The sequence below is a fragment of the Rossellomorea vietnamensis genome, from assembly GCF_001305855.1.
GTDB lineage: Bacteria > Bacillota > Bacilli > Bacillales > Bacillaceae_B > Rossellomorea > Rossellomorea vietnamensis_A.
The window spans coordinates 226,105-237,442 of the sequence record NZ_LIXZ01000008.1 but is presented as its reverse complement, the minus strand read 5'-3'; the positions used below and the strand labels follow the sequence as shown (position 1 = coordinate 237,442).

Genomic DNA, 11,338 nt, shown 5'->3' with positions numbered 1-11,338 from the left:
TACGCAATCAGCATTTCGACTAATTGGAGCAGTTTTGATGGAGCAGGAAAAAGACCTTGATCCAGGGAACAGAAAATATCTCTATTGAATTTTCAATTTTCGAGGGGGTCCTCCAGCTAGCTGGAGGACCCCCTAAGAACAATAACTAATATTGGTTGAAGACATAGTATATGAATTTACACAATAAAGTGGACTTGACTCAACTTATTTTCAAAACTTGAGTTTTATTTTCAAAACCAGCCCATTTATTTTCAAAAACGAGATTTTATTTTCAAAAAGCCCCCACAACTAATTTTCCCAAACAAAAATGTTATTTTACTAGTTTAAGATTCCCCCCTTTTGACCACACTGTTTACCAAGGGGGAGAGGACATGAAAACAAAACACACAGTACTATTGTATATCATGATTCTATCATTAGGAACGATTCTAAGTTTATATATACCGAAGCAGGAAATGGCGGCACAGGAGACGATGGTGATCCCGGAGGAAGCGATTCGTCTGCGGATCCTGGCCAATAGTGATCTGGATGGGGATCAGAACGTGAAGAGACTCGTCCGGGATGAAGTCAACAAAGAGATTACGAACTGGGTATCGACCTTGACGTCACAGGATGAGGCGAAAGCAGTCATCAAGGAAGGATTGCCACAGCTTCAGAAGATTGCGGAAGATGTCGTGGCGGCTGAAGGCATGGATCAATCAGTGAAAGTAGAGTTTGGTAAAGTGGACTTTCCCACTAAGCTATATGGTCAGTATCTTTATCCGGCAGGTGAGTACGAAGCGGTGTTAATCACACTTGGTAAAGGGGAAGGAGCGAACTGGTGGTGCGTCCTATATCCGCCACTATGCTTCCTGGATTTCTCTACAGGGAATGCCGTAAGAAGTACGGGCTTTGAAACAAAAGTGGAGGCAAGCGGTAATGAGGTAACCGAAGTGGATCCTGAAGACGCAGAGAGTGAAGATGTTGAACAACCTGAAGATGATACCATCGCCTATAAGCAAGTCGAAGTAGAAGCAGTTGAAGCCGGTGTGATCGATGAGGAAGAAAAGGGAGAGACGCCGGTTGAAGAAGAGGTAAAAAAGCAAGAAGAGCAAGTTGAGAAAAAGGTAGAAAAACAAGAAGAACCGGTTTTTGTGGAAGATCAGGAAGAGGAAGAAGTCGAAGTTCGATTTTTCGTAGTCGATCTTTTCAAAGGGTTATTTAGTAAGTAAAGTGAGAAGCTTCATCCGACTGGGATGAAGTTTTTTTTATTTCAAGAAAGTCTATCTTTCTATCATTTTTTGTTCTATTCTCCTTCTCCTCTCATACATTGATACTAGAGGATGAGAGAAAAGGGAGGATGAAAGGATGTTGAAAGTGATCCGCCAGGCAACGAGTGAGGATATTCATGAAGTCGTGGCCTTCTTGATGAAAGCAGGATTAAGCACGGAAGGCATTAAACATAGCATTGATTGTTTTTTAGTAGTGGAAGATTCGGAAAACCGGCTGATTGGGACGCTGGGCATCGAGTTGCAGGAGAAGATCGGCCTCCTTCGTTCACTTGTTGTCACGTCTTCTTTTGAAAGTGAAGAGTTATTTGCTCTCTTTCAAGAGATTTTAAAGCTTGCAAAAGAAAAAGATCTGACGCGTCTTTATTTGATTTCGAATCGAAAGGCGTCCCTCGCGTTCTTTGACCTGTTAGGTTTTCAGCAGGAAACAGAACCCGTTGTGGATGAGTTGGAGAATTTCATTCATGCGAAAAAGTTATCCACTGTGGATAACTGCATCACCATGAAACTGGATTTATAGATATTTCGACAAGAATTTTAGCAATGAATACAGGACTGGACCATTCTCATAAAAATGGTTCAGTTTTTTTCGTTTGCTATTCGACAAAATACGAGAAAGCGGTAACTTTTTCTTTTTTCAGATTTATTCACACCATCCACAGGTTTATCCACAGTTTTCAACAAGTTATACTCTGTTTGTGGATAATACTTGAGAATTCAGGGTGTTTCTTTTATACTTTCAAAAGTATAGGAACGTGTATATTCAGTATTTGTACACAAAAAGTGAACAGATTTAGCTTAGATCGATAAAGGTGGATGACATAGATGATGAAACATTGGATTGTGGAAAGTGATGTGGATAAAAACAAAAGTTATCCACAAATTGTGGATGCAGCGAAGATTCTTCAACAGGATGAAGTGGTTGCCTTCCCTACGGAGACGGTTTATGGACTGGGGGCAAATGCCACATCGGATCGGGCTGTAGAGAAAATCTTCAAAGCGAAGGGCAGACCATCGGATAATCCACTGATTGTCCACATATCAAATAAAGGGCAGTTGGATGGGCTGGTTGAAGAGATTCCGGTGGATGCCGCGAAGCTCATCGAGGCGTATTGGCCAGGCCCATTAACCATCATTTTTAAAAATAAGGAAGGCGTGTTTTCCGGGAAAGTGACGGCAGGACTCGACACAGTGGGGATCCGGATGCCGGACCATCCCGTGGCGCTCTCCATCATAGAGGCTGCGGGGCTTCCGATTGCTGCCCCGAGTGCGAACCGGTCGGGTAAGCCGAGTCCGACAACGGCACAGCATGTCATCGATGACCTTGACGGCCGCATCGCCGGAGTGGTCGATGGAGGCGAGACGGGAGTCGGAGTCGAGTCGACGGTGGTGGATTGTACAGGAGAAATCCCGGTCATTTTGCGTCCCGGAGGCATCACGAAAGAGCAGCTGGAAGTCGTCGTCGGGAAAGTGGAAGTGGACCCTTCCTTAAAAGAAGGCAAGGGTGCCCCGAAATCACCCGGGATGAAATACACCCACTATGCCCCGGATGCCCCGGTTTATTTAGTGGACGGTTCGAAGGAAGATGTGCAGCGATTGGTTGATGAGAAAAAGGGTGAAGGGCTCAAGGTTGGCGTTCTGACAACGGAGGAACGGATGGATTGGTATCAAGCGGATATCATTTTTTCCGTCGGGCGCCGAGACGACCTGAACACTGTGGCCCAGCATCTCTACGACACGCTGCGCGCCTTTAATAGAAGTGATGTGGATATCATTTTTTCTGAAATCTTTCCGGAAGAAGGAGTCGGCCTGGCAATCATGAACCGTCTTCAGAAAGCGGCAGGATACCGGGTGATAAAAGGATGAAGGCAATCCCCTATGGTCTTTCATAGGGGTTTTTATTTTGAATTCTAAATCCCTTTGGACGTGCATAAGTTGTTTTGTAGGCATGTCCGGAGGGGGAAAAATACAAAATGACAACGATTATCGGCGAATTGATGACCTTGATGTTAATGGCATTTGCTCTTGGGATGGATGCCTTTTCGATCGGAATAGGGATGGGTATGTTTCAGCTTAGATTGAAGCAGGTCTTTTATATAGGATTGGTTGTCGGGGTCTTTCATGTGTGGATGCCGCTGCTCGGAATGATGACTGGGAAATTCTTATCGGAAACGTTCGGCTCGTTTGCAGCTTACGCAGGGGGTGTGCTCCTCATCGTGCTTGGGATCCAGATGTTCATGTCGAGCTTTAAGGAGGAGGAAACGACCCTCATCTCGCCTGTGGGCTTTGGGTTGATTCTTTTTGCATTGAGTGTGAGCCTGGACAGTTTTTCAGTCGGATTGACCCTTGGGATCTTCGGGGCAAGAACGGCGTTGGCCCTCTTCTGTTTCGGGATCGCGGCTACCGTTTTGACGTGGTCGGGATTACTCATCGGCCGGAAATTCCAGGGCGTTCTCGGAACGTACAGCGAGGCCCTTGGGGGGAGCATCCTGTTTGCGTTTGGTGTGAAGCTGCTTCTGCCGATTTGAATCGATTGGTGAAGGTCCGTCCCTCGGGGGTGGGCTTTTTTTGTCTGGCTCCGGCGGCTTGGGGCTCGAGGTCATAAGTCAAGTCGGCCAAAAAGGCAAAGAGCGCCTTTCAGGCCGACTCGCCTTATGCTTGTCCCCCCAGGGCGAGCCGCCTCCGCCTTTCTTTTTGTATTCTTTGTGAATGGACTATTGGGAGATTGGAAAATATTTTATAATAGGTGGTAAGGAGGATGACGTGATGAATATTTTGTTTGTTTGTACGGGTAATACGTGCAGGAGTCCCATGGCTGAAGCGGTTTTGAAGCATAAGGGTGCTGATAAGTTCGACGTGAAGTCGGCGGGGGTTTTTGCCATGGACGGAAATGATGCTTCATTTCAGACTAAAGAAGTGCTGAAAGAGAACGATATAATACATAGACACCAATCGAGTTCGCTATCAAAAGAAAATCTGGATTGGGCTTCCTATATTTTTACGATGACATCGAATCATAAGCGGGCGATTGTGGATCAGTATCCACACGTGGCGGACAAAGTTTTTACATTGAAGGAATTTGTCCTTGAAGACCCGGCTGATGTGGATGTGTCGGATCCGTATGGGGGAAGCGTGGACATCTACAGACATACATACAGAGAATTGGATTCATTGATTGAAGAGTTGATGAAAAAGCTTGGCTAAAGACAGGGAGAGAGAAAGATGGGGAAAGTGAAGAGCTACAAGTCGGGTCTTAGAAAGAAATTGGTCTTCTTTATCACGCTTCTGGCGTTGGTAACGTATACCACAAGTGCCTTTTTTATTTATGTGATCAAGCCTGCTTTTGCGCCGGATATGAATGAGCTGTGGTTTACGGTCATGACCCTTGGCATGGGTGTATTCTGGTCGGCGGTTCTGGCCTTTTTTGCAGCAGGATTCATCGTCAAACCGCTGCAGCGCTTGGAGCAGGTTGCGTTGAAAGCTGCTGAAGGTGACATCACCATCGAAGTGGACGTACCGAAATCTGATGACGAAATCCGTTCACTGGCACTGGCGTTCAACCGGATGCTGCATAATTTGCGTGACATGGTATCAAGCATCGATGACAATTTTAACAAAACCAATACGAATGTCATCGAGCTTTCCAAAGCATCGGAAATCGCTTCTGTACAAGCGGATTCGATTTCCAAAACGATCAGCGAAATTTCAGCGGGTGCCGAAAGCTCGGCGACGGCGATTCAAACGACGGCTGAATCCGTGGAGGATGTCATCCGTATCGCCCGGGAAGTACAGAACCATTCCAAATCATCCGAGCATATGTCGAAAAACATGGTGACGGAGCTTCAGGGAAGTAAAGAAGTGATCCATTCCCTCGTAGAAGGCATCAGCCGGCTGGCAAGAGGAAATGAAGATTCGTTGGACGCCGTGCGCCGACTCGAAGACAACGCGAAAAAAGTGGAGCAGATCATCCAATTGGTCGGGGACATCGCAAATCAGACCAATCTCCTCGCTTTGAATGCCTCCATTGAAGCGGCACGTGCCGGGGAACATGGGAAAGGGTTCGCAGTTGTCGCCGAGGAAGTCCGGAAACTTGCCGATGAAAGTGGAAAAGCGGTTCAAGGTATTTCGGAACTGATCAAAAATATTCAAACCGAAGTCGGAAACGTGGTTGGACAGATTACGACCCAGGTTGATTCTGCTAATTCCGAAGCTCAAAAAGGAACGCAGACGAATGAAATGATCGAAGCCATGACGACCACGATTCATGAAGTGGCAGACGCAGTCCAAAATATCTCGGTCCTCGTCGATCAGCAGATGGACAGCATCCAGCTCACTTCCCAGCAATCGCAGGAAGTCGCCGCCATCGCAGAAGAAACATCAGCGGGTGCAATGGAAGTATCGGCATCCACGAAAGAACAAGCCGTCGTCATGAATGACGTCGAGAAGCTCGCCCTTAACCTGAAAGAACAGGCAGACGCATTGAAAAGCACCATTACACGGTTTCATTTATAAAAAGTAGCGGGTGTGAGGGACGGACCTCATACCCGTTTTTTTAATAGCTGAAATGCTTTATATAATGAAGAGGATGTGGCAAAATAAAACGTATCAAAGGTTATGGGGAGTGGGAGAAGATGAAAATTGCGATTGCGTCCGATCACGGCGGAGTGAATATTAGAGAAGAAATCAAGTCTTTGTTAGAGGAACTGGAACTGGAATATGAGGATTTCGGCTGTGAATGCGGAACATCCGTCGACTATCCGGACTATGCCGTTCCCGTTGCGGAAAAAGTGGCAAGCGGTGAATTCGATCGGGGGATTCTGATTTGCGGGACGGGAATCGGCATGAGCATCTCGGCCAACAAAGTAAAGGGAATCAGGTGCGCCCTTGTGCATGATTTATTCAGTGCGAAAGCAACCCGCGAACATAATGACAGCAATATGCTGGCCATGGGTGAGCGCGTAATCGGCCCGGGTCTGGCACGTGAAATCGCCAAAACGTGGCTTGGAACCGAATTCGAAGGCGGACGCCATGCAAATAGAGTAGGAAAGATCACGGAATACGAAGACAAATAATAAGGAGTGGGTTTCATGGAAATCGCTCAATTGAAAGATGAACTGCAGACGATTCTGCACGATTTCAGCAATCAGGTTCCGTTAAAAAAAGGACAAGTCTTTGTCGTCGGATGCTCCACCTCTGAAGTAATGGGAGAGCGGATCGGCACGGCGGGAACCATCGAAGTCGCGGAAATGATTTATGACGAGTTAAAGAGCTGGGCGGATTCCATTGGGGTTTCCCTGGCGTTTCAATGCTGCGAGCACTTAAACCGTGCCCTGGTCCTTGAGCGGGAAGTAGCGGAGCGGAAAGGACTCGATGAAGTCACCGTCGTTCCCGTGCGAAAAGCAGGAGGGGCCATGGCGACGAAAGCCTATCATTCATTCGGGGATCCCGTCATGGTCGAACACATCAAAGGCGACGCCGGCATCGACATCGGGGACACCTTCATCGGCATGCACCTGAAGCACGTAGCCGTCCCGATCCGCGTATCACAAAAAAGTCTCGGCGAAGCCCACGTCACCCTAGCCAAAACCAGACCAAAACTCATCGGCGGCACCAGAGCCGTATACGAATAAACCATTTGAATTGGGTCTGTGCCTTTTGTGAGGGACGGACCTTCATTTTGGTGTTGTCTCTAAACCGGTTGTCAAACCCGAACGATGAACGGGAACAAAGGGAAAGGTAATTCCCTTGACGGTGCGTCGGGTACGGGAAATAGAGAAAAGGGTTTGCCGGCTTCTTCTGGAGTCGATAAAAGCAGGGTGTAATGCTACTTCGTTGTGATTGGCGTAGGGTGGAAACTGTTTGTGAGGAGTGTCACATGAGGTCCGTCCCTCTCGACAGGTCAAAAACACGAACGTTACGATTTGACTATAGGTTTTTATTTCGCCTTTTGGTGAATCGTGTTAGAATGGGATTGAATGAATCAAAGAGGCTCTAAGAGCAGTATGGGCCTATGAATTAAAGGGGGATATGTATGAGTAAGATTGCCAAGCAAGATCCGGAAATTTATGCAGCGATTCAAGATGAATTAGAGCGTCAACGAACGAAAATCGAGTTAATTGCATCTGAAAACTTTGTCAGCGAAGCGGTCATGGAAGCACAAGGTTCCGTCCTGACAAACAAGTATGCAGAGGGGTACCCAGGTCGTCGCTATTATGGTGGCTGTGAGCATGTGGACGTAGCCGAGAATCTGGCCCGCGACCGTGCGAAAGAACTTTTTGGAGCAGAGCATGCAAACGTTCAGCCTCATTCAGGAGCACAAGCCAATATGGCAGTCTACTTCACCATCCTTGAACAGGGCGACACGGTTCTTGGAATGAACTTATCTCATGGGGGACATCTGACTCACGGAAGTGCGGTCAACTTCAGTGGAATACAATATAACTTCGTAGAGTACGGTGTGGATGAAGAAAAGCACCTCATCAACTACGAAGATGTTAGACAAAAAGCATTGGAGCACAAACCGAAGCTGATCGTAGCGGGAGCAAGTGCGTATCCAAGAGCGATCGATTTCGCGAAATTCCGTGAAATCGCAGACGAAGTGGGAGCCTACCTGATGGTGGATATGGCTCATATCGCCGGTCTCGTGGCGGCTGGTCTTCACCAGAATCCGGTTCCGTATGCAGATTTCGTAACGACAACGACGCACAAAACACTACGCGGACCTCGCGGAGGAATGATCCTTTGTAAAGAAGAGTTTGCGAAGAAGATAGACAAGTCTATTTTCCCTGGTCTTCAAGGTGGACCACTCATGCACGTTATTTCAGCGAAAGCTGTGTCATTCGGTGAAGCCCTGCAGGATTCCTTCAAGGAATATGCACAGAACATCATCGACAATGCGAAGCGTTTGGGAGAAGGTCTTGTGAAGGAAGGAATCGATCTTGTATCAGGCGGTTCTGATAACCACCTATTACTGATCGACACTCGTTCACTTGGCTTGACTGGTAAAGTGGCTGAGAAGGTCCTTGACGAAATCGGGATCACCGTTAATAAAAATACGATTCCATTCGATCCGGAAAGCCCATTCGTTACAAGCGGTGTCCGTATCGGAACAGCAGCAGTGACGTCCAGAGGATTCGGACTCGGGGACATGGATGAGATTGCTTCGATCATGGCCTTGACTCTTAAAAACCATGAAGATGAGGCAAAACTTGAAGAGGCACGAAAGCGCGTGTTAGATTTAACAAGCAACTTTGAGTTATATCCTGAAAGATAATAGATGAGGACCTCTTCATTAGGGACGGACGTTCCTGGTGGGGAGGTTTTTTTGATGGGTTTTTACCATAATATGTTAATCGACGCGATTATCTAGTAAAATGACGCAATAAATGGAAAAACGACGCAAATAAAATAATAATGACGCAATTCACACCTGAAATGACGCAATCACTGCCGCACCTCCTATTCCAAACTCAACAGACTAGTCATACATGCACTAATTACCCATCGTAGAAATCTATTCCATCTCCAATCTTCTCAATTCTAACGATTCCATTACACTTCCCATCTCATGTTGCTCTTAAATTGTCTTTTATGTACAATAGTCTGAGGTGTAAATGAAGTGGACAAACCATTTTTACATAAAACTGAATTTAAAGGAGAGAGTCGAATGGGCAAAGTATATGTATTTGATCACCCGTTGATCCAACACAAATTGACGTTTATCCGTGATAAAGAAACAGGAACAAAGGAATTTCGTGAGCTGGTAGACGAGGTTGCAACGCTAATGGCCTTTGAAATCACACGTGACCTGCCACTGGAGGATATCGACGTTGAAACGCCGGTAAGCAACGCGAAAGCGAAAACCCTTGCAGGGAAAAAATTAGGGATCGTCCCTATTTTACGTGCCGGTCTTGGAATGGTCGACGGAATCCTTAAATTGATCCCGGCTGCAAAAGTGGGACATGTCGGGTTATACCGTGACCCTGAGACTCTTAAACCGATCGAATATTACGTGAAACTTCCAAATGATGTGGAAGAGCGTGACTTCATCCTGGTCGACCCGATGCTTGCAACGGGCGGATCTGCCGTTGAAGCCATCAACTCATTGAAAAAGCGCGGTGCCGTAAGCATCAAGTTCATGTGCTTAGTGGCATGTCCTGAAGGCGTCGACGCCATCAAGGAAGCACACCCTGATGTTGATATCTTCATCGCCGCTCTTGATGAGAAGCTGAATGAAAAAGGCTACATCGTTCCTGGACTTGGGGACGCTGGAGATCGTTTGTACGGAACGAAATAATCAATGAATCCCAAAAGCCGGATTATCGTAAGCGATAATCCGGCTTTTTCTATATGGTTGGAAGTATTTACATTAAATTCAAGGGTTACTGAGTAAGGGAATATTCTATATAATGGAGGGGCATGTGAAGAGGGGGAACTATCATTTTATAAACCTCACTTTTTAGTAATTGTGTTGAAAATGTGAACAATCTGGAAACGCGTGGATAGGTTGTGAACTTTTTAACTTGAACGCATTGACATAGATTAAGCCCTATTGTATGCTTACAAAGGATGTAAAATGATAAGGTTTTCACAATGCAGAAACCCTTATGCAATCGGTTTTGCATCATGTCTGAAATGCTTGCCTCATGTTCAAATTTGGTTTGAATGGGAGAGGTTGAAATGGGTCAAAAAAACGAAAGCCCATATAAAGCGATGGCGATTTATTCTGCCATTTTAGCACAGCTTGTCGGGTCTATCTTAGTCGGGATTTTCCTGGGGAGATGGATTGATCAGCAGGCTGATTCAGCACCACTCTTTTTAATCATCGGATTACTCCTCGGTCTTGCCGCAGGGATTTATGCGATGCTTCGAACAGTACGACATTTCTTCTTAGGAGAATAATAAGATATGCCGGAACTCCATCAAATGTTTAATAGACAGCGGAAATACATAATTTACGTGCTTTCTATTTACGTCCTGGGTTGGGGATTCACCACCCACAAATCAGAATTCTTAGGGTTAATTTTAGGGACAGTTCTAAGTCTTTATATGCACTGGGGCATGACCAAGCGGGTCTCGAAGTTCGGGGACGCCGTGGTAGAGGGGAAAAAAGTGAGATCACTAGGAACCACTTCCCGTATGGCCGCAGCCGCCCTTGGAGTCATCATTGCCACACGATTTCCAGAAACATTTCATCTCCTAAGTCTTATTATTGGATTAATGACGACCTATATTGTCATTATGATAGATTATTTTTTCAGCAGCTTCAAAACTAATAAATAGCGGGGAAGAGAGGTGAAGTATTTTGAATCATGGAGCACCTACAACCGATTTTCTGGGTTTGACTTTTAACCTTGCGAACGTTTTGATGATCACGGTCGCAACGGCCATAGTGTTTATTATAGCCCTCTTATCTACACGTCGCTTAGCCCTGAAACCGACCGGAATGCAGAATTTTTTCGAGTGGATCATGGACTTTGTGAAAGGGATCATAAAGAGCAACATGGACTGGAAGACGGGTGGCCGTTTTCATATCTTAGGTCTCACGATTATCATGTATATTTTTGTATCAAATATGCTGGGTCTGCCATTCTCTGTCGTATATGACGGCGTATTATGGTGGAAATCACCTACAGCCGATCCTGCCATCACGATGACCCTGGCGGTTATGGTCGTGGTACTATCCCATTTCTATGGAATCAGGTTAAAGGGGTTTGGCGAATATGGGAAAGACTTTTTCAAACCTATGTGGTGGTTATTCCCGCTAAAAATCATTGAAGAGTTTGCAAACACTCTTACATTGGGTCTTCGACTTTACGGTAACATCTATGCCGGTGAAATCCTGCTTGCACTACTTGCGGGTCTTGCCGTTAACGGTGGGTTCGGCGGAACGATCGGAGCAATCGCACCAATGCTTGCTTGGCAAGGATTCTCGGTATTTGTCGGATCAATCCAAGCATTTATTTTCTGTATGTTAACAATGGTTTATATGGCTCACAAAGTTAGCCACGACCATTAATATATACCTGTTCATTACGGTGGACAAACATATATGTAAAAAATATTTTTCT

The 11,338-nt window shown here is 46.0% G+C and carries 13 protein-coding genes; all 13 read left to right on the top strand.

Annotation, left to right across the window (positions count from 1 at the left end; translation table 11 throughout):
• Positions 1-371: 371 nt before the first annotated feature.
• The 13 genes from spoIIR (at position 372) to atpB (ending at position 11,286) form a co-directional block, all read left to right on the top strand.
• On the top strand, positions 372-1,211 hold the full coding sequence (spoIIR, locus tag AM506_RS12790; RefSeq protein ID WP_060672876.1) for a stage II sporulation protein R: 840 nt from the start codon (positions 372-374) through the stop codon (positions 1,209-1,211).
• A 136-nt stretch (positions 1,212-1,347) separates the two neighbouring features.
• Positions 1,348-1,788 carry a GNAT family N-acetyltransferase gene (locus AM506_RS12785; RefSeq protein WP_060672875.1) on the top strand — a complete coding sequence of 147 codons (441 nt, stop codon included), beginning with the start codon at positions 1,348-1,350 and terminating at the stop codon, positions 1,786-1,788.
• Between the two features lie 305 nt (positions 1,789-2,093).
• Positions 2,094-3,134 carry an L-threonylcarbamoyladenylate synthase gene (locus AM506_RS12780; protein WP_060672874.1) on the top strand — a complete coding sequence of 347 codons (1,041 nt, stop codon included), beginning with the start codon at positions 2,094-2,096 and terminating at the stop codon, positions 3,132-3,134.
• A gap of 107 nt (positions 3,135-3,241) precedes the next feature.
• On the top strand, positions 3,242-3,796 hold the full coding sequence (locus tag AM506_RS12775; RefSeq protein WP_060672873.1) for a manganese efflux pump MntP: 555 nt from the start codon (positions 3,242-3,244) through the stop codon (positions 3,794-3,796).
• A 238-nt stretch (positions 3,797-4,034) separates the two neighbouring features.
• Positions 4,035-4,472: a low molecular weight protein arginine phosphatase gene (locus AM506_RS12770; RefSeq protein WP_060672872.1), complete on the top strand. Its 438-nt coding sequence runs from the start codon at positions 4,035-4,037 to the stop codon at positions 4,470-4,472.
• A gap of 18 nt (positions 4,473-4,490) precedes the next feature.
• Positions 4,491-5,780 (top strand): methyl-accepting chemotaxis protein, encoded by a 1,290-nt coding sequence (locus tag AM506_RS12765; protein WP_060672871.1) that lies wholly within the window; start codon positions 4,491-4,493, stop codon positions 5,778-5,780.
• 119 nt (positions 5,781-5,899) lie between these two features.
• Positions 5,900-6,340, top strand: a complete 441-nt coding sequence (gene rpiB, locus AM506_RS12760; protein WP_060672870.1) for a ribose 5-phosphate isomerase B — start codon at positions 5,900-5,902, stop codon at positions 6,338-6,340.
• Positions 6,341-6,355: 15 nt separating this feature from the next.
• Positions 6,356-6,898, top strand: coding sequence for a TIGR01440 family protein (locus AM506_RS12755; protein WP_060672869.1), 543 nt, complete (start codon positions 6,356-6,358; stop codon positions 6,896-6,898).
• A 401-nt stretch (positions 6,899-7,299) separates the two neighbouring features.
• On the top strand, positions 7,300-8,541 hold the full coding sequence (gene glyA / locus AM506_RS12750; RefSeq protein WP_060672868.1) for a serine hydroxymethyltransferase: 1,242 nt from the start codon (positions 7,300-7,302) through the stop codon (positions 8,539-8,541).
• A gap of 393 nt (positions 8,542-8,934) precedes the next feature.
• Positions 8,935-9,564 (top strand): uracil phosphoribosyltransferase, encoded by a 630-nt coding sequence (gene upp / locus AM506_RS12745; RefSeq protein WP_060672867.1) that lies wholly within the window; start codon positions 8,935-8,937, stop codon positions 9,562-9,564.
• Positions 9,565-9,947: 383 nt separating this feature from the next.
• Positions 9,948-10,169, top strand: a complete 222-nt coding sequence (locus tag AM506_RS12740; protein ID WP_060672866.1) for an AtpZ/AtpI family protein — start codon at positions 9,948-9,950, stop codon at positions 10,167-10,169.
• A gap of 6 nt (positions 10,170-10,175) precedes the next feature.
• On the top strand, positions 10,176-10,550 hold the full coding sequence (locus AM506_RS12735; RefSeq protein WP_060672865.1) for an ATP synthase subunit I: 375 nt from the start codon (positions 10,176-10,178) through the stop codon (positions 10,548-10,550).
• Between the two features lie 22 nt (positions 10,551-10,572).
• Positions 10,573-11,286, top strand: coding sequence for a F0F1 ATP synthase subunit A (gene atpB / locus AM506_RS12730; RefSeq protein ID WP_060672864.1), 714 nt, complete (start codon positions 10,573-10,575; stop codon positions 11,284-11,286).
• Positions 11,287-11,338 lie beyond the last annotated feature (52 nt).

Bases quoted from the DNA above. Each gene is read 5' to 3' on its own strand.
- spoIIR (WP_060672876.1), top strand. From the start codon at position 372: ATGAAAACAAAACACACAGTACTATTGTATATCATGATTCTATCATTA.
- AM506_RS12785 (WP_060672875.1), top strand. From the start codon at position 1,348: ATGTTGAAAGTGATCCGCCAGGCAACGAGTGAGGATATTCATGAAGTC.
- AM506_RS12780 (WP_060672874.1), top strand. From the start codon at position 2,094: ATGATGAAACATTGGATTGTGGAAAGTGATGTGGATAAAAACAAAAGT.
- AM506_RS12775 (WP_060672873.1), top strand. From the start codon at position 3,242: ATGACAACGATTATCGGCGAATTGATGACCTTGATGTTAATGGCATTT.
- AM506_RS12770 (WP_060672872.1), top strand. From the start codon at position 4,035: ATGAATATTTTGTTTGTTTGTACGGGTAATACGTGCAGGAGTCCCATG.
- AM506_RS12765 (WP_060672871.1), top strand. From the start codon at position 4,491: ATGGGGAAAGTGAAGAGCTACAAGTCGGGTCTTAGAAAGAAATTGGTC.
- rpiB (WP_060672870.1), top strand. From the start codon at position 5,900: ATGAAAATTGCGATTGCGTCCGATCACGGCGGAGTGAATATTAGAGAA.
- AM506_RS12755 (WP_060672869.1), top strand. From the start codon at position 6,356: ATGGAAATCGCTCAATTGAAAGATGAACTGCAGACGATTCTGCACGAT.
- glyA (WP_060672868.1), top strand. From the start codon at position 7,300: ATGAGTAAGATTGCCAAGCAAGATCCGGAAATTTATGCAGCGATTCAA.
- upp (WP_060672867.1), top strand. From the start codon at position 8,935: ATGGGCAAAGTATATGTATTTGATCACCCGTTGATCCAACACAAATTG.
- AM506_RS12740 (WP_060672866.1), top strand. From the start codon at position 9,948: ATGGGTCAAAAAAACGAAAGCCCATATAAAGCGATGGCGATTTATTCT.
- AM506_RS12735 (WP_060672865.1), top strand. From the start codon at position 10,176: ATGCCGGAACTCCATCAAATGTTTAATAGACAGCGGAAATACATAATT.